Genomic DNA, 21,116 nt, shown 5'->3' on the forward strand with positions numbered 1-21,116 from the left:
GCGGTCCGTCACCGAGGCGCCCCGATCGTCGTGCTCTGTGCCGTGTCGGCGACCAGACGGCCGTCGTGCATCTCGATACGGCGCGGCAGCCCGGCCGCGATGTCCCGGTCGTGGGTGATGACGACGACGGTCGTACCGGCGGCGTTCAACTCCCGCAGCAGGGTCAGGACGGTCGTGCCCGACGCCGAGTCGAGGTTTCCGGTCGGCTCGTCCGCCAGCAACACCGAGGGTCCGCCGACCACCGCCCGGGCGACCGCGACGCGCTGGCGCTCGCCACCGGACAGCTGGTGCGGCAGGTGGTGCACACGGTGGCTGAGCCCGACCCGTGCCAGCGCGGCCGCCGCCCTGGCACGGCGGCGGCGTATCGGCACGCCCGCGTAGAGCAGGCCGTCCGCCACCGAGTCCAGTACGGAGACGCCGACCGAGAGATGGAACTGCTGGAAGACGAAGCCGATCCGGGTGGCCCGCAGCGCGGAGACCTCCCGGTCCGACAGGCTCGCCACGTCGTGGCCGTCGACCAGGACCCGGCCGGCGGAGGGGTGGTCGAGGCTGCCCATGAGGTTGAGCATGCTCGACTTACCGGAGCCCGACGGGCCGACGATCGCGACCAGTTCGCCCCGTCCGATGCGCAGACTCACGTCCCGTACCGCCGCCACTCCTCCGGGGTAGGTCTTGGAGACCGCGTCGAACTCCACGACCGCCGTCACTCCGGGATCCTCACCTTCATGCCCTCGCGGACCGTGGGACCGCTGACCTCCACGTTGCCGTCGGCGAAGAGTCCGGTTTGTACGGCGACGAACCGGCCGTCCGCGGTCTCCAGGCCGTGCCCGCCCTCGGCCAGGGCTACCAGCGCGGCGACCGGCACGGCCAGCACGTCCTTGACCTCTTTGCCCACGTACTCGACCGTCACCGGGCCGCTCTCCAACCGCCCTATGGTCTTCTGGTCCTCCATTGTGATGGTCACGGGAATCGTGGCGGGCTGCCCCGAGCCGCCCTCGCCGCCCTCGGGCGCGGTCGCCTGCTTGCCCACCGACGCCACCCTGCCCTTCACGGGCGTGCCGTCGGGCAGTTCGACCGTGACGGCGGACCCGCGTACGGCCCAGGAGGCGTCCGCGGCGGAGGCGTCGACGATCACCTTCCGGGCGGTACCGGTGTACGTGAGGGTGTTCTCGCCGGCCGCCGAACCGAGCCGGGCGCCGGCCGAGCCGATCCGTACCTTTCCGGCGGAGTAGATGACGTCGCCCACCCCGACCGTGCCGGTCTCGGCCAGTCCGAGCGACTTCTGCCAACGCTCGACCGCCGCGGCGGTGCCGGTCGTGAATCGCTCGTCCACCGTGAAGCCGGTATAGCCCAGGGCGGCCAGGTTGGTCTCGAACTGCATGACATCCATGCCCCACAGTTCGCTCGGCGTCTGGGAGGCACCGGTGTCCCCTCCGGTTGCGAGCCCCTCCGGTGCCGGTGAACCGGAGGGGCTCGGGGATTTGCCGTCCCCGGCGCTCGGCTGCTGCTCCCCCGAGTCCTGGTCGTCCGCCGCGTCCTGCTCGTCCTCCTGGGGGGCCGGTCCCAGGCTCCGGTACATCGGCAGCGATCCGTACATGAGGATCACCGGCCGGTCGTCGACCCGGAGCAACTCGTCGCCGCGCTCCACCGTCGCGCCCTGCTCGGGCAGCCAGGTCACGGTCCCGGTCGCCTTGACCGGCAGCGGCAGTTCCGTGCCGTAGCCCAACCGGCCTTCCACCGTGGTGCGTTCGGTCAGCGTCTCCCGCGTCACCGATACGACGGAGCCGCTCCGGGGCAGGGCACCCGGCCCCTCGTCCTTGCCGCCGCCGAGCCCGAGGGCGCCGGCCACGGCGACCGCCGCCACGACGACGACGGCCGAGGCGATCAGCACCGTACGCCGTCTGCGTCGGCCGCGAGGCGGAGGCGGAGCGGGGGCCGTCCCGTCCGCGTCGTCGAGCCTCGTCACTGTCTCCGTCATCTTCAGCCCTTGGCCGGGGGCTGGTTCGTCGGGTTGCCGGAGATCGGTGCGCAGATGCGCGTCGCGCGCTGCGCACCGGCCGAGCTCTGATCCCACTCGGGGATGCCCGAGTTGTCGTTCTTCTGGTAGCCGTCCGGGCCGGGGTCGGGGTAGTCGGGGGCGCCGTTCTTCTGCATACAGGCGGCGAAGTCCCGCGCGACCTTGATCTGCGCGGCAGTGAGTTTGGGCCGGTTGGCGTCCTCGATGCTCTCGGGAACCGTGGCCTTCTTGTCGGCGCACTTCTGCGACGCGTCGAGGAATTTCGGATCCTTCTTCAGGGCACGCGTTCCGTCGCCGCTGCCGAAGTCGACCTCGCCCTTCTCGTCCGGGTCCGGCGCGTCGACGCCGTTGTCCCGCAGACACTCCACCCAGTCCCGCTGCGCCTTCACATACGCGGCCACTTCGTCCCCGCCGCCCTGCTCGCCCGTCGTCCGGGCCGAGGCGGAGGAGTCCCCACCGTCGGCCGTCGGCACCTTTGAGCCACCGTCGTCGCCGCCACAGCCGGCCAACGCGAAGGCCGCGATCGAGGCCACCACAGCCGGTAACACCCGATTGGTCATCATTGGTTCTCCCACTCTGCTGCCGGATATCCGGTCGAACCGTCGGCGAATGCGACGGGCAGGCCGACCGTAGAGCGGAGATGATGAAGAACCCTTGAAGAACCTGTCAGCCGATCATGCGACCGTCAGCCGTCGGCCGTCGGCCGTCGGCCGTCGCGGAGGCTTCCCGGAGCCGGAGCCGGAGCCGGACCCGGATGGTCAGCCCGTTTTCAGAGCCGGCGCCGGTCGCGCAGGTAGGGGACCACCAGGAATCGGGGCCTGTTGAAAATCGCTATCGGGACTATCAGCAGCCAGCACAACAGGACTCCGGCAGCTCCCGACAGCGCGATCACCAACCAGGGCTCTGCCGGCCTGCCGGCGCCGGAGGCCCCCTCTCCCACGGCCGCCGCGATCATGGCGATCGACAGGAAGACCCAGTGGGCGGCCAGGACCACGACCCCACGCGTCAGGACCCATCCACCGCCGATCCCGATGCGGATGCTCAGCGACTGCGCTGCGTCCGGGGCACGCTCCGGTTCCCTCCACACGCGTACGGCCAGCCTTACATACCGGACGGCCAGCGCAATCAGGCCCGCCAGGATGAACACGCCCCAAAGCATCCTCAACCCCATTTCGATCGGCGACCATCGTGACAGCGCTTCGCGTCCACCGTCGATCAAAATCAAGTAATTCAGAAGCGCGCTTCGAGTGAGCGGTCAGTCGTCGGCAAGGACGTCGGAAAGACTTACGGCGGGGCAGCCGAGTATCGCTGTCAGCGCGCACCGCTGGCGCTCGGTCAAAGAGGCAACGAAGATTGCCGCGTCAGCGTTGGCCTGCTCGCATCCCTCAGCCACCTCGCGAACCTTTCCGTAGCTGAGCAGAGTCCGCGAGGAATAGGGCAGGCCCATCTTGTGGGCGCCGCCGTCCGAGACGCCCCGTCGCTGCACGATCTGCCCGACGACCCGAGCGTCGCGCGCTGCCAGTTCTGTGGCCGCTGACGCCATGAGCGTCATGAAGTCCCTCTCCTTCGCGGAGAAGTAGCCGACCAGCACCACATCGGCCCCCGCGACCGTGAGCCGCGCAGCCTGGCGCCGGGTCGACGCCGACTGCATACGGCGACTCAAACGCCGGTCGCGCCTTGGGGGCTGGTGCATGGGCCACAGGCTAGATGCCGGGCGAGCTGCAGCGACACGTGTTTTCTCGCTCACCGAGGTTGGCGATCAAAACCACTGGCCGAAGGGGCGAGGACGTCGTGCCAGGGCGCAACTGTCGGCGGGCAGCCGATGCCTCAGCCGAGGTACTGCGTGATCCGGGTCCACAGGGTGGGCGAGCCGGCGGCGACGGGTGTCAGGCGGCTCGCTCGGAGCCGACGCCAGGCCTGCTTCGGGCAGGGGCCCTGGGGTCTGGTCTTGGTGAACTTCTCGTACGGCACCCGGCGTGGCGGGAGGCCTGTCTCGACCCAGTGGTCCTTGCCGGAGTTGAAGTCCCAGCCGTCGTTGGAGATGCGGATGTGGTCGTCGCGGCCGTCCTTGTCCTGGCTGGTGATCTGGAGCACTTCGACATGACGGAAGCCGGCTCTCATGACCACGCAGTAATGGGGAAGTTCGCCCTCGGACTCCCGGAACGGGACCAGGGCGTGCCAGATCTCGCCGGCGGCCGGGCGGCGTCGGCCGTCGTTGAGACCGCCGTTCTCCCACCAGCGCATCGCTCGGCGGCAGAGGAACGCGGTGAGCCCGGCGGCCGCGCCCGGGGCCAGGACACGGGAGTTCCAGTCGGGCGAGTCGAACCGTGCCCCGGCCCAGAGCACGGCGACCTGGCTCAGGACGAGCACGACGGCCGTACGGACGAGGAGGTCCCGCCACGGCCCGCGACGCGTCCGGCTCATGTACGCGGCCACCCCCGCGGCGGCGACGACGGGTGCGCTGTACACGACCGCGTGCTGCCCGAAGCCGCGCAGCTGCAGCGGCGGATCCTGGGACGCCATCAGATCGACCACGGTGACCGGCAGCGCCAGGGTGGAGCCGACGAAGGACCACATCATCAGCAGCAGGTAGCCCTTGACTGCCACCGCCAGGCAGGACGTGTCGGTGCGACGGGCCACCGAATCCCCTTTCCTCTATGGACGAACGAACCTATATGGATGAACTGCGTACCCGGTCACGGGACCCGGGGTGTGCGGCGGGTGAGGGCGGCCAGGCCGATGGCGATCCAGGCGGTGTTGAGCAGGGCGGAGGGCCAGGCCCGGTGGTATCCGGAGTTGACGGTCAGGGCGGCGGCGCCGAACAGGTTCAGCAACTGGAAGGCGCGTCCTCCGGCGGGGATCCGTTCGGTCGACGCCATCGCGTACGCGGTGAGCAACAGCCCTGCTCCGCCCCAGCCGACGGCGGCGAGAACCCCCTCCCCCCAGGTCACTGGTCCTGACCCCGGTCGTCGCCTTCGACGGCCTCGTCGTCGAGCAGCGCGTAGGCCCGTACCGGGAAGGTGCCCATCTCTTCGACGGCCGGTGGCGCGGCGTGGAAGCGGAAGCCGTGCGGGGGCAGTTGCTCCAGGCCTCGCAGATGCTCCACGACCGGGATGCCGGCGGCAAGCAGCGTGGTGTGCGCGGGGCGGGCGCCGTCGTCGGTGTCGTCGATGTTGAGCGAGTCCATGCCGACCAGGGCCGCGCGTTGCTCGACGAGCCAGGCCGCGGCGTCGGCGGTGAGGTAGGGGTGGCCGCTTCCGTACTGTTCGGTGCCCCAGTGCCGGTCCCAGCCGGTGTGGATCAGTACGGCCCGACCGGTGACGTCGTGCGGAAGCAGCAGTTCCCGGTCCACGGCCCGTCGGTCCGTGCCGAGCACCCGTACGACGATGCCGTCGAGGTCGGTGAGCCCGGACAGCGGCAGCCCCGCGAGGTCCGCTCCGTCGCCGAAGCGGTGGAAGGGGGCGTCGAGATAGGTGCCGGTGTTGGCGGTCATCGAGATGCGGCCGATGGCGAACTCGGTGCCCGGCCCGTAGTGCGCCCGCGACGCTTCCCGGGACAGGTGGTCGCCGATCTCCGGCCCGGGCACTCCGGGGTAGGTGATCATCCCGTGCCGGATCGAGTGGCTGAGATCGACGGTGCGGCGGTGGGCCGTCCGGCGTGGACCGGTGGCACCCCAGGCCCCCGGGTGGGGCTCCCGCAGCGATCGCCGCCCGCTGATCCGCACCTCGTCCACCTTCGGCAGCCCGAGATGGCGCACGAACAGGTCGGCCAGGTCGGGGTCGTCGACCTCCGGGTCGGTCACGTCCAGCAGGAAGCCCTGGGTCTGCAGGCTGCCACCGCCCGCGAAGGTCACGTCGGCGTCGAACCGCACACGCCACCGCTCGTCGTCTTCGTTCATGACCCGATCATCCGTGCAGTGGGACTGGACGACAAGCAAGATTTTCTGAAGTGGCACTACAGTGCGACTTATGGAACTGGATCCCCGGCGTCTGCGGGTGCTGCGCGCCGTCGCGCTGCGCGGCGGCGTCGTCGACGCGGCCAAGGTGCTCCATCTGACGCCCTCGGCCGTCTCCCAACACCTGGCGCAGCTGGAACGCGAGGTCGGCCAGCCGCTGGTGGACCGCTCCCGCCGCCGGGCCGGGCTCACCCCCGCCGGGCAGCTGCTGGCCGCGCGCGCCGAGCGCATCGAGCACGAACTCGCCGAGGCGCGCCGCGAACTGGCCGAGCTCACCGGAAGGGCGACCGGCCCGGTGGCGATCGCCGCGTTCTCCACCGCGGTCAGTCATCTGCTGGTCCCGGCCCTCGGCGCCCTCGCCCGCACCCATCCCGGCCTGGAACCGAGGGTGGTCGAGCTGGAGGGCCCGGAGGCCCTGCGCGAGCTGCGCACCGGCGGCCTGGACCTGGTGGTCGTGGAGTACGACGCCGACGATCCCGCCCCGGACGAGCAGGCCAGGGACCTGGCGGCCACCCCGGTGGCCGACGACGAGTACCGCGTCGTCACGCCCGCCGACTGGAGCCCGCCGCCTCGCACGGTCAGGGACCTCGCGGACCGCCCCTGGGTCGCGGGCCCGCCCGGCACCGCCTGCCGCCGCGCCCTGGAACGGATCTCCCGGCAGTACGGCTTCACCGCGCGGCGCATGCACATCTGCCGGGAGTTCCCCACCGTCCTCGCCCTGGTGCGGTCCGGTCTCGGCGCGGCCGTCGTCCCCGCCCTGGCCCTGGCCGACGCCCCGCCCGAAACCGTCACCCTCCCCACCGTCCCGGTCGCCGGCCACCGCCGTATCGCCGCCGTCCGGCGCGCCTCTCCCTCCGGCCCCGAACCCCTGACCGCCGCCCTGGTGGACGCCCTCCAGGAAGCCGCGGTCGGCCTGGGACTCACCCCCGTCGCGACTGCCTAGCGCGCACCACGACAGGGGCGGCGCGCGTGGCCGCGGTCAAGCGCCCGCGACACCGCCGGGCCCCGCGTGGACGGGGCAGCCGCCGGCCTGCGCCGCACGGCCGGGGCCGCCTTCGGAGACGTCGGCCGGCATGGCCCGTGTACCGCTGTCGGGATCGTCCGCAGGCGGGGTGAAGGCGACGTCCAGGCGGGTGAGCCCGCGGAAGTTGAGGCTGCGCTGCCACTGCGGCGGTGCGGTGCCGTCGAGCCGCAGGCCGGGGAGCCGGGTGAGCAGTGCTTCGAGGACGATCGCGCCCTCCAGCCGGGCCAGCGCGGCGCCGAGGCAGAAGTGCGGACCGTGCCCGAACGCCATGTGCCGTCCGCCGGGCCGCTCGAAGTCCAGCACATGGGGATCGGGAAACACGGCCGGATCCCGGTTCGCGGCGCCGCCCACCAGGAGCACCGTCTGCCCTTCGGCGATGGTGCGGCCCGCCAGGTCCAGGTCGCGCCGGGCCGTGCGCAGCATCAGCTGTACCGGGGCGTCGTAGCGCAGGAGTTCCTCGACCGCCGCGGGCATCAGATCGGGCCGTCGGCGCAGTCGGTCGGCCGCGTCCGGGTGGCGGAGCAGGGCGAGGGTGGCGTTGCCGATGAAGTGGGTGGTGGTCTCGTGGCCGGCGATCAGCAACAGGGCGCAGTTGGCGAGGAGTTCGTCGAGGTCCTGGTCGGTGTTCTCGGCCTGTGCGGTCACCAGGGCGCGCAGGGTGTGTGGGGCCGGCGGGTTGTCTCGGCCGGTGAGGAGCTCGCGGAAGTAGGCGAGCATGTCGGTCATGCTCTGCGACGCCTCGCGGTTGCGGTCGGCGTCGAGCCGGGAGTTGCCTATGGCTTCGGCGATCGGCTCGGACCAGGAGGCGAGGGCGGGGCGGTCCTGCTGCGGTACGTCGAGGAGGTCGCAGATGATGGTGAGCGGCAGCGGTCGGGCGAGGTCCGCGACGATGTCCATCCGCCCGGTCGGCGCCGCGTGGGTGATGATCCGGTCGACGGCTTCGAAGATCCGGGCGCGGAGTGTCTCCACCGCCCGGGGAGTGAAGGCCCTGCTGATCAGCGCCCGGAGCCGGGCGTGGTCGGGGGCGTCGCTGTAGAGCATCTGCCGGCTCAGGACCCGGGCCAGCGGCTGCAGTTCCTCGGGGACGGTCTCGATGTCGGCGTAGCGCACCGAGGACAGCCCCGGGTCACCGGCCGCCTTGCTGACCACTGCGTGCCCGGTCGCGACCCAGGCGCGCAGGGTGCGGTCCCAGAAGAGGTCGTCGGCGCTCCTCAGCTCTTCGTAGAAGTCGTAGAGACGCTCTTGGACTTGGGGCCGAAAGGCCCGCAACAGTGAGGTGGGAGTGCCCATCACTCCATCGTAGGGGCCTGCGGCTGGAACTCGATCAAGATATGGGGCGAAACCTCGCAGGTCGGCGTCGGCGGGGGCGGGGGATATGGTCCGGTGTCATGTCGGGAACAGACGATGGTCTCTTTGACGCGGTCACACCTGCGCACGGCGCCGAGCCTCTCGGGCAAGTCGCGAGGATCCGCGCCCTGCTGGCCGAAGGCGCCGATGTGTCGGCGCGTGACGAGCAGGGCGCCACCCCGTTGCACCGGGCGGTACAGGCCCCTTACCAGGACAGGGATCCGCTGCCGTCGCTGGACGTGGTGCGTGCTCTGCTGGAGTCGGGTGCGGATGTGCACGCCCGCGACCGGATCGGGGTCACGCCCGCCGCCCGGGCCGTCCTGCTCGACAGCACCGCGCCGGAAGCCGCCGTCGACCGGTCGGTGGCGGTACTGGAACTCCTGGTCGAGCACGGCGCCCGCCTCGACGGACCCTGCGGGGACGTCATGGGCGGTTCGTTCGCGCACCACAGCACCACCGCCACCCCGGTCTACGCCTTCCTGCTCGACCACGGCGCGCCGACGGCGGACACCGACAGACTCGGCAACACACCCCTGCACGCCACGGTGGGCTCGGCCCAGCCCCAGCTGGTGGAACTCCTGCTCCGGCGCGGCGCCGACACCGCTGCCGTCAACCACCTCGGACAGACACCGCTGGGCATCGCACTGCACCTGGACCAGCACAACGACCATCAACGACGCGCCCGGTCGCAGATCGTGCCCATGCTGGAAGCGGCAGGGGCACCCGCACACGTGCGCTACCCCTTCACCGAGGGCGGACCCCTGCCCATCGACCTGCCCGCCGTACGCCGGGCCGCGGCGGAACTACGCGCCGAGGGCGAGGACAACCCCAGCCTGCAACGGCACGTGGACGAGACGTACGACAGCTACCAGCACTTCATCGACAAGCTGAGCCGCAACTGCGGCCCCGACGGGTTCGCGTGGGCACTGGAGCTCTGCCGGAGAGTGCTCGGCGACATGGGCACGGCCCGGACCCTGGTGGGCGAGCAGGAGCTGCGCGCCCCGTTCTTCCACCACGGCGACCTCGTCGTCGAGGGAAACCTCCAGGTGATGCGCTCCTTCGTGGTCACCGGCTCGGTGACCGTGGTGGGCTGCCTGGCGGACTCGGGCCCGGGCTCGGGCATCGCCATCGGCGGGGACCTGACGGCCCGGGCGGTGTACACCGACGGCGACATGCACGTCAGCGGCGACATCGAGGCGGACATCGTCTACGGCTACTACAACGACCACACCCTCGAGGCACGCACCGTCCGGGGACGCCTGGTCATCGAGGACGACCACGATGTACAGGCCCACGTGGAAGCGGAGCACCACTTCGACATCGACGACTACGGGCAGGGGTACGGCGACGGCGTCCAGGAGTACCTGCGCACCATCCTGGTGGACGAGGTGTTCACCAAGGACGACGGCGACGACGAGACACGGCTGAACCCGGGCGCACTCTTCTCCCGCCTGTGGAAAGGAGAAGCCGCCTTCCGCACCGCGGGCTGAAGGACGTCGGGCATGGCGACCAGGGCGACGCGGCCAAGGCAACGGCGGCGCAGCGTTCCGTCGGCTCCGGCTCCGGCTCCGGGCTCACTGCTCGGGGCTGTTCACCCGGATCAGCGTCTGCTGCCCGTTGGCGACCAGCTTGCGACTGCCCTCGCCGTCCTGGACGCCGAACACCTCCAGCCGGCACACGGTCAGCGTGCGTCCGGCCTTGAGGACGGTTCCGACCGCCTCGAGGTGGTCGCCGACGGCGGGCGCGAGAAGGTTGATCTTGTACTCGACGGTGAGCACCTCGGTGTTCTCGGGGAAGAGGGTGAAGGCCGCGTAGCCGCCGGCGGTGTCGGCGATGGCGCTGGTGGCACCGGCGTGGAAGTAGCCGTGCTGCTGGGTGACTTCGGGGCGGCTGGGGAGCACGATGTGCACGCGGCCCGGCGCGATGTGCGTGATGCGTGCACCGAGGTGGCTCATCAGTCCCTGCCGGTCGAAGCTGGCCCGGATCCGTGCCCGGGTCTCGGGGCTCGCCGGTTCCGACTGCGGCTGACCATCCACGTGCACTCCTTCGTCTCGTCTGTGAGCGGCATGGGGGCGGGGGCGGATTCGTCAGCCGGCCAGGCGTTCCACGAGCAGGAACCCACCGATGACGATCATCATGACACCGGAGACGCGGGTGACCGCCCGGGCCGCCGAAGGCCGGGTCTTCAGCACGGTGCGGGCGAGCACGCCGACCGCGAGATAGACGACGGCGCAGGCGGTCATGTGGAGCGCGCCGAGCAGACCCGTCTGGGCAGCGACCGACCAGCCGCCCGCGGAGTCGATGAACTGCGGGAACAGCGAGAAGTACAGCAGCAGCGCCTTGGGGTTCAGGCCACTGATCCCGGCGCCCTTGAGCATGATCTGCCCGCGCGAGGAGGCCAGGGCCTCCGTGGACGCACCCAGGACCGCCGGCCGCGACAGCACGCCCCAGCCCAGCCACATCAGGTACGCGGCCCCGGCGACGGTGAGCGCGGTGAGGAGGGTCGCCGAGCTCGCGACGAGCACCACCAGGCCGGCGACGGCGAGCAGCGTGTATCCCGCGTACCCGGCTATCAGCCCGGCGACCGCCGGGACGACCGACCGGTCCCGCAGCCCCGCCGAGATCGCATAGGCCCAGTCCGCGCCCGGAGTGAACACCAGCAGCAGATCCACTGCCAGGAATGCCGCCACCGTCGTCGTGTCCATCGATCGATCCGATCCCTCTCACATGCGTTGCCTGAGAGGGAAGATTAGGTGGGATTCGCCCGAAAATGTTTCCGCCTTTGCTTCATGATCGCGCCCTTTGAGGGAGAATCTTTCCCATGGATGCCCTGGACCGGAAGATTCTTACCGAGCTGCAGTTGGACGGCCGCCTGACAGTCACCGAGCTGGCCGCCCGTGTGCGGCTGAGCGTCTCGCCCTGCCATCGCCGACTGCGCGACCTCGAACGCGAGGGCGCGATCCGCGGCTACCGCGCCGTCGTCGACCCGGCCGCCGTCGGCCTGAACTTCGAGGCTCTCGTCTTCGTGACCCTGCGCTGGGAGGACCGCGACACCGTCATCGCGTTCGAAGAGGGCGTCTCCGCCATCCCGCACGTCACCCAGGCCCAGCGCCTCTTCGGCGACCCCGACTACCTGCTGCGCGTCGCCACCACCGACCTGGCCGCCTACCAGCAGCTCTACGACCAGCAACTGGCCCAGCTGCCGGGCGTCCAGCGCCTGACCTCCACTCTCGTCATGAAGAACGTCGTCCAGGACCGACCGCTGCCCGAGTAGCCGTCACCCTGGCGCGCGCCCCGGCCCGGAGTCGATGGCCGCCTGTACCGCTTCCAGCAGTGCGACCAGGCCGGGTGCCTGCTCCCACTCCGCGGCCGTGTAGTTCCAGGTGGTGTGCGTCCCCGGGGCCGAGATCTCCACCTTCCGTCTCCCCTTCCGGTCGGGGCCGGTGATGCTCAGTTGCATGTGCCGGATGTGGAAGCGTTTGGGGTAGTTGCCGAAGATCTCCAGTATCCGACCGTCGAACGAGTACAGCTGGTGGCCGACCGTGGTCATGATCTCGTCGTTCATGCGGAGGAATCTATGCACGGTGATCAGTCGGCGCCAGGCCCCTGTCGCGCACCATTTCCATGACCGCCCCCGCCACCGCACGCATGCGCTGCTTACGGAGGTCCAGGACTGCGGTCGGATTCGAGACGGCGTGGGATGCCAACAGGTTCATCAGGGGCCAGAGGGCGTCGGAGCGGCGCGGCACCGGGATCTCCCGGCCGTCGGGGGCGATGACCTTGGCCGTGCTGACGCCCGCGAGGAGGTTGGTGCGGTTCCAGTCGACCACGAAGGCCCTGCCGTTCGGGCTGACGCGGAGGACCGCCTCCCTGGTGTGGTGCAGGACCGCCAGATAGTTCATCGGCACCGTCAGTCGCCGGGCGGCGTCGAACGGGAGTGTGCCGTCCACCGGTTGGACGCGCAGTACCGTGTCCAGCACCGGACCGTGGTACTGGAAGGTGGTCGTGCCGCGCATCTCCAGGAACCGGGCACGCACCAGATGCCCACCGCGCCGCGACCACCGTCGGCCCACCGAGCCGAACCCTCCCTCCTCGCCCGGGAGTTGAGCCGTCAGCAGACGGGCCTCCTCGCCCGGCTCGGTCACCGGCGCCCGGTCCTCGGGAAAGGCGCGGGCCCGGGCGGCCGGCCTGCGGAACCGTGCTGCCGTCTCCGCGTCCAGGCGCCGGAGATCGATCGTGTCCCCCGCCATCTCGACGCCGTCGACCGCCGACGAGAGCCGCATCTGCTCCAGCAGATGCCCGGTGCGTCGCGTCACGTCGATCAGCCGACCGTCCAGGTCGATCAACCGGCAGGTTCTCGTGCCCGCGAGCAGGGTGCTGAGCGGCCAGAGGACGGTTACCTTGCCAAGGCCGTCCGTGCGGACGGCCAGTCGGCCCGCCGTGATCGCCGACAGGCACAGCGCCGGGACCCGCCACTCGTCCGTGATCTCGAACCCGGAGAACCCCACAGCCCCTTCCGCCTCCTCCGCGGCGTGCACCCGCAGCCTCAGCCTGACCAGCGGCGTGAACTCGGCGGGCGCGTAGTCGCCCACATACGTCGTGAACGTCGCCTCCCCGTCCGGGTCGTACCGCACCGACGACGCCTCCAGGACGTCCGCCCGTACCAATCGCGCGCCCACCGGGCCCTGTTCGGACCGTGGCGCCCACATGACGAAGGTGTCGTCCCCGTAAGAGCCGCTCTCGGCCCGCACGCGGTCCCCGCCCGTGATCCGGGGGAACTCGGCGCGCGTCGAGCGGAGAGCCAGGACAGGAATCATGACGGTGACGGCCGCGCCGCATGCGGACACGGCCCAGCCCCAACTCGCGCCGTCGTGCCAGGCGGCGCCCCCGAGGACGAGGAAGATCGGACCCGTCGACAAGCAGAGTCCCGTGAACACGAGATTCCCGACGAACACACCGATATGGCTGCGCATTTGCTCCTCTTCCGCTTCTTTCCTCATCCCCTTCCGTCGCCTTCCGGGGTGTCACAACATGACCGCGCCGGCCACTGCCGCCGCTGTCCCGGCCAGCAGGAGAGCGACGACGAAGGCGATGTTCAGCGCTCCCGAACGGCGGTCGGCCGCCGGGTCGGGGGTGTAGACGGCCGGGTCCGTGGGGGCGTAGTGGATGGTGAGGGTGCGGCGGAGGGACCGGCCCGGATCGGGGATGCCCCGGTCGGGCAGGGCGGTGATGTGGGCGCCCTCGTGGGTGGTGAAGGTGATGACCGGGGCATGGACGACGATGTTGCCGCCGGACTCGTCGTCGGTGTGGACGTCCCGGGTGACGGCCACCACCCGGGCGGGGACGGCTACCGCCGAGGCCAACAGGGCGTTGCGGGCGCGCACCATGCGGATGTCGGGGCTCCGCACCGCGGCAGCCGTCAGCAGAGTGCCGAAGCCGAGCAGTGCCCATGGCCAGCCCCAGCGGATGGTCGCGTGGATCACCAGCCCGATGAGGAGCAGCATGACCGCGCAGTCGGGCCCCTCGCGCCCGGTTTGCTCCTCCGCGCCGCCCAGCACGACGGCGAACCGGAGCGGCTGCCCGGGCGGGTAGCGCACCTCGACCTCCCGGCCCACCCAGGCTTCCTCGATCGCGTCGCCGTGCTTGCCGGCGTTCGACAGGGTGAACTCCCGGCCCGTGCCCGGGTCCTGGAAGGTGAGTGTCACCGGTATCCCGGGCTTCCTGGAGGCGCCGTGGGCCGGCTGTTCCACTGCCACGACCCGCGCTTTCACCCATACCGCTCGCTGGGCCCGGGTCACCCCGGCCAGCGAGCGCGCGTAGCCGAGCAGCGCCAGGGCGGCGGGTATCACCCACCAGAACTCCAGCACCTCGTGCCCCCTCATCGGATCTCCACGCGGAAGCTGCCGCTGGGCGGGTCCACGACGGCCGTCAGGCGCAGGCCCACGCGCAGGGCGGAGTGGTACGAACGCCTCCAGTGCGTCTCGAAGGTCGCGATTCCCGGCCCGCTGACCCGCAGGCCCACGGTGAAGCCGACCTCGTCTCCGTCGTCCCAGCAGCTCAGCTCGGTGATCTCCGCGGTGGCGGGCATCCCGACGGTGTCGAGCCGTCGGGTCTGTGCCCGCTCGACGGTGGTGATGCCCCAGAGCGCCAGGCCCAGGGGAAGACAGACCACCGTGAAGACGATGCCCATGACCAGGAGGTTCGCGGCGCCGAGGAGAGCCGAGCCGAGCATGACCGGGCCGCACAGGCACATCACCGCCGCGCCGCCGTACGCGGAGGCGGCGCCCCACGGGCCGGCCCGCGACACCTGAGTCCAGCGGGGCCCGTCCCCATCGTCCGCCATGTCAGGATCCCGGGAGCTCGGACACGCTCTCCGCCAGGCGGGCCGCCAGGGCTTGCAGGCCGGGGAGCAGGTGTGCGTCGTACGGGATGGTGTGGCGTCTGCCGTGCCTGGTGACGATCGAGGCTCTGCGGCTTCGGCCGGGGCGGAACTCGAGCCGAGGCCGCTCCCAGAGGTGATAGCGGGCGTCGTCGACGTAACCGAACACCTCCAGCACCCGGCCGTCGAAGGAGAGCAGGACGGAGTCGCTCGCCGCCGCTTCGTGGAAGACCGGCGAGGTCACGGGGCGACGCCGTCCCCGGCGTAGAGGTAGCCGCCCGGCCGCGCGGGGTCGGCGACCAGCAGGACCTGATCGCCGGTACGGGGGATGCGCAGTTTGGAGACGACGGTCTGGAGGGTGATCGGGTCGGTCGTCCCGGACGGCTGGAGGACCAGGTCGACGACCGGGTCGTAGTTGACCAGCCGTCCGGTGTCGCCGATCGCCAAGACGACGGCCGGTATGGTCGGCGCACCCATGGCGAGCAGCTGCTGGACGTCCTGGCCGGACTTGTACGCGCCGATCGTCTGCTGGACCTCGGCGAAGTCCTGCTTGCCGAGGAAGGCGCGTGTGGCCCGGCCGTAGAACCCCTTGCCGCCGGCCACCTGGTCGGCGATGTGGGCGGCCCGCTCCTCGCGGTTCTTGCCACGCTTGCTGAAGATTCCCATGACCGCTTCTCCTTGTGGTGATGTCATGTGCGGTGCACGGTGTGGACGCTAGGCGGCCCGAATCCCCTACCGATCCCAGGTTCGCGCGCCTGTTCCCGGACGACGTACGCTCGCCGCATGCCGCCGCCCAGCCAGCCGACTGACGCATGCCGATCTCGCGCCCTGGTCATCGACCGTGCCTGGCGTGGCCTCGGGCCGGGGCTGGAGTCGCTGAGCGGGCCCGGCGGGGCGCCGTTGACCCGGACGGTCAAACTGATCGTGCTGCCGTTGATCGTCAGGCCGTCGCTGCGTCCCGAACTCGCGGCGGATTTCCTCGAACCGGCGCAGGCCGCGCGCCTCGACGCACTGGTCCAGGAGTCCGGTACACGTCTTCGGGCGACGGCTCAGTGGTTCACGCTGCTCAAGAAGACCCGCCGGGCTCTGGGGATCGTGGCGGGTCACCCCCAGGATCTGTACTTCCAGCGGTGCTTCGAGCTGGCTACCGAGTACGGGGCGCCTTCCGTCGGTGCGGACGCCGTGGCGAGGGGCGTGGTGGAGGACGTGGCGGACGCGGGCGGCGGACGTACCGTCGAGGCGCTGAAGGGCCATCTGGCGGACGCCGCGCGGCGGGCCCGGCTCGACGGGGAGCTGGCCGTCGCGTGGGCGGGCCGGCATCCGGTCGCCACCGACCTCGGTGCAGCGGTCGCGCTGGCGGGCGAGGTGCTCGAAACGTGTGGTGCGGCGGGGCCGGCGGGGGACTCGACCGAGTACAAGGCCATGGTCGAGGCGGGTCACGGAGGTCTGTTCGGCCGGGCGCTGTGGGCGCATGCGGACGAGATCTGGGGCGACGGGGAGCTGCCGGCGCATCTGGGGCTGACCGCGCGCCAGGCGCCGCCGCGTCCGGAGGTCGGCCGCGCCGCCTCCACCGCCACGCTTCCCGCGCCGCTCGACCGCACGCTCTTCGAGCGGCTCTTCGTCGTGCTGCAGTCCTCGTCCCGGCGCGAGGAGCTGCCGACGGTGCCGGATCTCGTCCAGCGGGAGGTCGGCCGCAGCTGCGCTCCGCTCGGCCTGCACGACGAGAGCCTGCGCGTCGCCGTCGTCCTCGGCGGGCGGCTCGCGGTCGGCCTCGACCCGCTGGGCACCGGGGAACCCGCGCCGGGGCGCACCGCGGCGCACCGGGCCGTCAACAGCCGCTGGCGGCGCGAGGCATCGGTCCTGCGCGCCCGCAGGATGACCGTTTCTCCCCGCCCCGACCCGGACGGCGGCAGCGGCAGCCACAGCGACAGCGGCGACAGCGGCGGCGTGCTGGACGCCCTCGCCCAGGACCTGCGCACCCCCTGGGCCGCCTATATGCGGCGGCTGTGGGTGCGGCTGCACGGGCGGGACGTCCGTGACGCGCCCCTGGGGGACCTCGCCTCGCTCTGGGCGGTGCTCGACGGGGTGGCCCGCTCGGTGATGATGGACCACCGCGCCAGGGTCCGGTCGGCGCTGCGCACCCTGGCGGCGACGACCGCCGTGGACACGGCCGAGCCGAGGAGCGCGTGATGGCCGGGGACGGAACGCGTATCCACGTCGCACGGGGCGCGGACGGCACGATCCGGGTCGCCGCCTGCGGTCCCGTCTTCGCCCACGACGATGTGGACGCCGTAGGCCCCGACTTCGCGCGCTCCGTTCTCGACGTCGCGGGTGCCGTGCTGGTCTGGCCCGTCCTCGGGGAGCCGGGGCCGCCGGTGGCGGAGGTCCATGACGTGGGGCGGGCGCAGCAGTGGCTGTGGGCGGTCTACGGCGAGCCCACCGCTGCCGCGGTGCACGCGTGCGCGGCAGGGGGAGGCGAGGCGAGCACTGTGCCGGCGGGGCTCGGCGCTCTCGCGGGCGACGCCGCACGGCTCGGGTTCGCGCACTGGGCGGCCCGGTGGTGGCCGGCGTCGTACACCGACGGCATTGCAGTACTCGAACCGGATGTGCTCGGCCTGGAGTCGGCGGCGCTCACGCACCGGTGCCAGCAGTTGTTCGACGACTTCGGCGACCAGCCCGACGACTGCGTGCCCGAACTCATCGAGGAGCACCGGGCCGGACTCGGCCCGCTGATCCAGTGGTGGCGCTCGGCGCCACAACCGCCGGACACGGCACGCCGCTTGGAGAGCGTCCTGCGGCTGATCGACGACGCGGCGGACGGCGCCGGGCTGGACGGGCCGGCCCTGCGCGAACTGCGCTCGGCCCTGGAGCGGGGCCTCGCCGGTACGCCGGTCGACGCGGGCGCGCTGTTCGCCCGGCGGGACGGCTACGCCCTCGCGGCAGGCGAGGCACCCGGGTCCGGCGGCCGGGTCATCGCCCAGGGCTCGGGGACGAACGACTGGCGCCGCTACCCGCCGGGGTTCGTCGACGCCGCCGAGGACTCGGTGTCCTGGACCGCCCGCGCGCTCGGTGCGCGCCGCCAGATCGAGGTCGAGGTCGTCGCGCACGTCGCGGCTCCCGGCGCGGGTGCGCTGCTCGTCGCGGAGGTCCAGGTGAACGGCGGCCCGCCGAGCCGGGTGCCGCTCGCCAGACGGGACGATGTGTGGACCGGCCGGGCAGATCTCGACCTGAACCCGCATCTCGATCTGCCGGCCGCGGCGAGAGCTCCGCAGGTCGAAGTCGGAGTCCTGCTGCCCGGTTTCGACCCGGGCGCCGGCCTCGGGGGCCGCGCCGACCGTGACGCGGTCCGCGCCCTGGCCCGGCGCCGACTGGCCGCCGCGGCACAGCACCTGGCATCCGACGGCGCGTACGACACCTTCTCGGCGCCTTTCCTCGCCGAGACCCTCGCCGCCACCGCCACCAGTGAGGACTACTGACGGATGCCGGACGGAAACGAGTCAGATGTCCAAGCGGCGGCTCAGCTGTACGGGGAGCCGTTCGACAGCGGCTTCGCCCAGGCCCACGAGCATCACATGGCCGCCGACTTCGGGGCTGCGTGCGCCGTCTACGGCGAGATGCTCGCCCTGGCCGAGTCCATCGAGGACTCGCCCGACGTGCGGTTCCTGCGCGCGCACGTGCTGTGCGACCTCGCCGTCGTCCTCCTCACCGCCTCGGACCTGCCCGGGGCCGAGGACGCGATCGAGCGGTCCCGGGCCCTGCTCGACGGCATCGCGTCGGCGCAGATGGGCCCGCAGGGCCGTCAACTGTGGCTGGAAACCGTACTGAAGACACTCATCGCCAGGTCCGACGTGATGAGCAGGACCGGGCGTCTGGACGAGTCGTTGGCCTGTCTGGACGAAGCGGCGGCCCTGTTCCCCGAGTTCGAGGACCCCGACGGGCTGCGCGCCGCCGAACTCGGCCTGAACCGGGTCCTCCTGCTGATGAACCGGGGCGAGTGGGGAAGGGCGGAGGAACAGGCCACGCTCCTGCTGTCCACGACTGCGGCCACCGCCGCGGAGACCGTCCCCCGCCTGCTGACCGCGCTCGGCACCATCTGTGCCACGACCGGGCGGTTCGACCTGGCCGAGGACTACCTCGCCCGCGCGGACGACGGTTTCCGGGCGTTGGGGGACACCGGCGAGCGGCAGACACTGCTCGCGCACCGGGCGTCGCTGGCGATGGAACGAGGTGAACTCGACCTGGCGGAGCGGTTGTTCGCGCAGGCGTCCGCCTTCTTCGAGGAACAGCGGCGGTTCGGTGATCTGGCGGTCTGTGAGCAGGCCCGCAGCCATCTCGCGGGCCTGCGCGGGGACGCCGCCGGCGCGAGCGATCTCATGGCGGCGAGCCTGGACCGGTTCCAGCGGCTCGGCGCCTCTGTCGCCGCCGCCGACACCATGCTGCTGGGCGCCCAACACGCGTACGAGCGGGGCGACATCGAGGAGATGAAGCGGCTGGCCCAGGAGGCCCGTGACGTCTACCAGGCGCGGGAGATCCATGAGCGGTGCGCCCAGGTCGACCTCATGCTCGCGGGCGCCCTCGAGGACAACCTGAACCGGGCGGACCACGGCCGGCACGAGACGCGGTCCATCGACACCGCGCTCTCCCTCGCGCTGCCCGCCGCCCTGGCGCTGGCCGCGGCACGCCACGACTTCGTCACCGCCCACGCCCGCGCCCAGTGGCTGCAACTGGCGGACAGGGCCATGCACTTGGTCTTCCGGCTCGCCGTGCGCCGCCAGGACCAGGGGCTCCTCTTCGAGCTGGTGGAACACCGGTGCGCGGGCGCCGCGCCGGCACTGGGTCCAGGGCCGGGCTCCGCCGACGGGCACGACGGGCCGTCGGTCTTCCCGGACGCGGGCATGAAGGCGTACGGCGACGACGGGACGATGGCCCTCGGGGGTGTGGCTGCCGAGGCCGCCGCGTCCGCCGGGCTGCGCGTCGCGCCGCCTCCGAAGGTGCGCATGTCGGCGGAGTCCGGCCGCGTCGCCCTCCAGGAGTTCATCGCGGCTGCCGAGTTCCGCTATCGCCGACGGATCGTGGACGAGGAGGAGGTGCCGTTCTGGATCACCGACGAACTCACCGCCCGTCCCGTGGTCCAGATCCGGCTGGCCGACGCGGGCGACCTGTTCATGACCTGGACCTGGGCCGGCGGCGCCCAGGGGTTCGGCACCGGGCACGGCCCTGCTGCCGAAGTCGACCGTGCGGTACGCGAGTTGACCGAGGCGCTCCCCGGCTCGGGCGAGGGGACGGCCGGCATGCGGCGGGCCTTCGAGTCGGGCGCGCTGGCCGATCACCGCACCGAGCGACAGCTCGCGCGGACGCTGGCCGAGGCGCTGTGGCCGGAGGGGCTGACGGCGCAGATCCGCCAGGTGTCGGAGCGCGCGGGCCGCCCGCTGGTCCGCATCCAGCCGTCGCCCCGGGTCGCTCAGGTCCCCTGGGAACTGCTGGCCGTCGACGACGCCGACACCCGGCTCATCGATCTGGCGGACGTGGTGACCACCGCGCCGACCTCGTTGCGACGACAGAAGGCACCGCGGCGCACTCATCCCGAACGTCCGGCCGACCGTCCGGACACCGGCCCGGTCGTGCTCGTCCTCGACCCCCGGGTGCCCGGATTCCGCGCCGACTCCCCGCTCGGCTCGGTCCTGGGGCCGCCCGGCTCGGATCCTGAACTGCTGTCGCTGGTCCGCAGTCGCCTCGACGCGGGCGCCGTCGAGCCGTCCCTCGCCGACCCGGCGGAGGCGTTCCGCCGCACCGACCTGGACCGGGACTGGCTGAGCGGCGTGCTCCGCAAGGGGGCACACAGACTGATGTACGTCGGGCACGTGGGCGGCGCCCCGGTCGAGGGCGGACAGAGCGAGGACGGCACTCTGCATCTGTCCTGCGGCCCGCAGACCGTCGGCCTGACGGAGGCGGTCCGCACGCATCGGCCGCTGTCGGCCAAGGATCTCCTGCTGGGCACGCTGCCCCTGCGGGCCGACGGGGAACCGGGTGCGCGGATCTGGCCCGCGCCGCCGCGGGTCGCCCTGATCGGCTGTGAGAGCGGTGGCGATCTGCGGTTCGCCGAGTCGTTCGGCCTGGCCACGGCGATGATCCACAACGGCGCCGAACTGGTCACGGCCACCCGTTGGGTTCTGCCGACCAGCTTCGCGTTCCACCGGCTGGCCGGTCTGCCCGAGTCCGTGCGCCCGCTGTCGGAGGCGATCGTCGCCGTCGACGCCGCGCACGAGGACCGCGACCCGGTGCACCGGCTCGGCCGCTGGCAGCGCGAGCAGCTCGACCGCTGGCGCGCCGACGGCCGGATCGAGCACTCACCCCTGCTGTGGGCGGCCATGACGTGCATCGTCGTGTAAATTCC

At 71.8% G+C, this 21,116-nt stretch carries 23 protein-coding genes; 6 read left to right on the plus strand and 17 right to left on the minus strand.

All coding sequences use genetic code 11. From position 1 onward, the window contains the following. Window positions 1-8: 8 nt before the first annotated feature. The 8 genes from ABZ725_RS24420 to ABZ725_RS24455 form a co-directional block, all read right to left on the minus strand. Window positions 9-707, minus strand: coding sequence for an ABC transporter ATP-binding protein (locus tag ABZ725_RS24420; RefSeq protein WP_358804698.1), 699 nt, complete (start codon window positions 705-707; stop codon window positions 9-11). Next, on the minus strand, window positions 704-1,978 hold the full coding sequence (locus ABZ725_RS24425; protein WP_358804699.1) for a peptidoglycan-binding domain-containing protein: 1,275 nt from the start codon (window positions 1,976-1,978) through the stop codon (window positions 704-706). Before ABZ725_RS24425 ends, ABZ725_RS24420 begins: the two co-directional genes overlap by 4 nt. Before the next feature lie 2 nt (window positions 1,979-1,980). Further along, the gene (locus ABZ725_RS24430) at window positions 1,981-2,577 is read right to left on the minus strand and encodes a hypothetical protein (RefSeq protein ID WP_358804700.1); all 597 of its coding nucleotides are present in this window, start codon (window positions 2,575-2,577) and stop codon (window positions 1,981-1,983) included. A 209-nt stretch (window positions 2,578-2,786) separates the two neighbouring features. Continuing rightward, complete coding sequence (locus ABZ725_RS24435) at window positions 2,787-3,242, minus strand: hypothetical protein (protein ID WP_358804701.1); 456 nt, start codon at window positions 3,240-3,242, stop codon at window positions 2,787-2,789. A 30-nt stretch (window positions 3,243-3,272) separates the two neighbouring features. Further along, a complete protein-coding gene (locus tag ABZ725_RS24440) occupies window positions 3,273-3,710 on the minus strand; it encodes a hypothetical protein (RefSeq protein WP_358804702.1) in 438 nt (145 codons plus the stop codon). A gap of 134 nt (window positions 3,711-3,844) precedes the next feature. Further along, entirely contained in the window at window positions 3,845-4,657 is an 813-nt protein-coding gene (locus tag ABZ725_RS24445; RefSeq protein ID WP_358804703.1) for a hypothetical protein, read from the minus strand. A gap of 56 nt (window positions 4,658-4,713) precedes the next feature. After that, window positions 4,714-4,968, minus strand: a complete 255-nt coding sequence (locus ABZ725_RS24450) for a hypothetical protein (protein ID WP_358804704.1) — start codon at window positions 4,966-4,968, stop codon at window positions 4,714-4,716. After that, the gene (locus ABZ725_RS24455) at window positions 4,965-5,915 is read right to left on the minus strand and encodes a cyclase family protein (RefSeq protein WP_358804705.1); all 951 of its coding nucleotides are present in this window, start codon (window positions 5,913-5,915) and stop codon (window positions 4,965-4,967) included. Before ABZ725_RS24455 ends, ABZ725_RS24450 begins: the two co-directional genes overlap by 4 nt. A gap of 70 nt (window positions 5,916-5,985) precedes the next feature. On the opposite strand from ABZ725_RS24455, the gene ABZ725_RS24460 reads away from it, so the two are divergent. After that, window positions 5,986-6,915, plus strand: a complete 930-nt coding sequence (locus ABZ725_RS24460) for a LysR family transcriptional regulator (RefSeq protein WP_358804706.1) — start codon at window positions 5,986-5,988, stop codon at window positions 6,913-6,915. Between the two features lie 36 nt (window positions 6,916-6,951). Here the strand turns inward: ABZ725_RS24460 and ABZ725_RS24465 are convergent, their stop codons facing one another. Then, window positions 6,952-8,286: a cytochrome P450 gene (locus ABZ725_RS24465; protein ID WP_358804707.1), complete on the minus strand. Its 1,335-nt coding sequence runs from the start codon at window positions 8,284-8,286 to the stop codon at window positions 6,952-6,954. Window positions 8,287-8,384: 98 nt separating this feature from the next. Here ABZ725_RS24465 and ABZ725_RS24470 point away from each other — a divergent pair, with 98 nt between their 5' ends. Then, complete coding sequence (locus ABZ725_RS24470; protein WP_358804708.1) at window positions 8,385-9,833, plus strand: hypothetical protein; 1,449 nt, start codon at window positions 8,385-8,387, stop codon at window positions 9,831-9,833. Between the two features lie 84 nt (window positions 9,834-9,917). On the opposite strand, the gene ABZ725_RS24475 is transcribed toward ABZ725_RS24470, so the two are convergent. Further along, entirely contained in the window at window positions 9,918-10,379 is a 462-nt protein-coding gene (locus ABZ725_RS24475; protein ID WP_358804709.1) for a PaaI family thioesterase, read from the minus strand. A gap of 51 nt (window positions 10,380-10,430) precedes the next feature. Then, window positions 10,431-11,048 (minus strand): LysE family translocator, encoded by a 618-nt coding sequence (locus ABZ725_RS24480; RefSeq protein ID WP_358804710.1) that lies wholly within the window; start codon window positions 11,046-11,048, stop codon window positions 10,431-10,433. Window positions 11,049-11,164: 116 nt separating this feature from the next. Between ABZ725_RS24480 and ABZ725_RS24485 the strand changes: the two genes are divergently transcribed. Next, complete coding sequence (locus ABZ725_RS24485; RefSeq protein WP_358804711.1) at window positions 11,165-11,617, plus strand: Lrp/AsnC family transcriptional regulator; 453 nt, start codon at window positions 11,165-11,167, stop codon at window positions 11,615-11,617. Window positions 11,618-11,620: 3 nt separating this feature from the next. On the opposite strand, the gene ABZ725_RS24490 is transcribed toward ABZ725_RS24485, so the two are convergent. From ABZ725_RS24490 to ABZ725_RS24515, 6 genes are read right to left on the minus strand one after another with little or no spacing between them, the layout of a single operon-like run. Further along, window positions 11,621-11,908, minus strand: a complete 288-nt coding sequence (locus ABZ725_RS24490; protein ID WP_358804712.1) for a hypothetical protein — start codon at window positions 11,906-11,908, stop codon at window positions 11,621-11,623. Window positions 11,909-11,918: 10 nt separating this feature from the next. Continuing rightward, window positions 11,919-13,316, minus strand: a complete 1,398-nt coding sequence (locus ABZ725_RS24495; RefSeq protein WP_358804713.1) for a hypothetical protein — start codon at window positions 13,314-13,316, stop codon at window positions 11,919-11,921. Window positions 13,317-13,367: 51 nt separating this feature from the next. Beyond that, window positions 13,368-14,225: a DUF3592 domain-containing protein gene (locus tag ABZ725_RS24500; protein WP_358804714.1), complete on the minus strand. Its 858-nt coding sequence runs from the start codon at window positions 14,223-14,225 to the stop codon at window positions 13,368-13,370. Beyond that, window positions 14,222-14,686, minus strand: a complete 465-nt coding sequence (locus ABZ725_RS24505) for a hypothetical protein (RefSeq protein ID WP_351911500.1) — start codon at window positions 14,684-14,686, stop codon at window positions 14,222-14,224. The genes ABZ725_RS24500 and ABZ725_RS24505 overlap by 4 nt, the downstream gene beginning before the upstream one ends. A 1-nt stretch (window position 14,687) precedes the next feature. Further along, window positions 14,688-14,966: a hypothetical protein gene (locus ABZ725_RS24510; RefSeq protein ID WP_351911499.1), complete on the minus strand. Its 279-nt coding sequence runs from the start codon at window positions 14,964-14,966 to the stop codon at window positions 14,688-14,690. Further along, entirely contained in the window at window positions 14,963-15,388 is a 426-nt protein-coding gene (locus ABZ725_RS24515) for a hypothetical protein (protein WP_358804715.1), read from the minus strand. The genes ABZ725_RS24510 and ABZ725_RS24515 overlap by 4 nt, the downstream gene beginning before the upstream one ends. Window positions 15,389-15,505: 117 nt before the next feature. Here ABZ725_RS24515 and ABZ725_RS24520 point away from each other — a divergent pair, with 117 nt between their 5' ends. Genes ABZ725_RS24520 through ABZ725_RS24530 form a run of 3 tightly spaced genes read left to right on the plus strand, consistent with a single transcriptional unit; the run spans window position 15,506 to window position 21,111 of the window. Then, window positions 15,506-16,912, plus strand: coding sequence for a hypothetical protein (locus tag ABZ725_RS24520; RefSeq protein WP_358804716.1), 1,407 nt, complete (start codon window positions 15,506-15,508; stop codon window positions 16,910-16,912). Beyond that, window positions 16,912-18,198, plus strand: coding sequence for a hypothetical protein (locus ABZ725_RS24525; RefSeq protein WP_358804717.1), 1,287 nt, complete (start codon window positions 16,912-16,914; stop codon window positions 18,196-18,198). Before ABZ725_RS24520 ends, ABZ725_RS24525 begins: the two co-directional genes overlap by 1 nt. A gap of 3 nt (window positions 18,199-18,201) precedes the next feature. Then, window positions 18,202-21,111 (plus strand): hypothetical protein, encoded by a 2,910-nt coding sequence (locus ABZ725_RS24530; protein WP_358804718.1) that lies wholly within the window; start codon window positions 18,202-18,204, stop codon window positions 21,109-21,111. Window positions 21,112-21,116: the final 5 nt, after the last annotated feature.

The organism is Streptomyces sp. NPDC006872 (assembly GCF_040635845.1).
Lineage (GTDB): Bacteria > Actinomycetota > Actinomycetes > Streptomycetales > Streptomycetaceae > Streptomyces.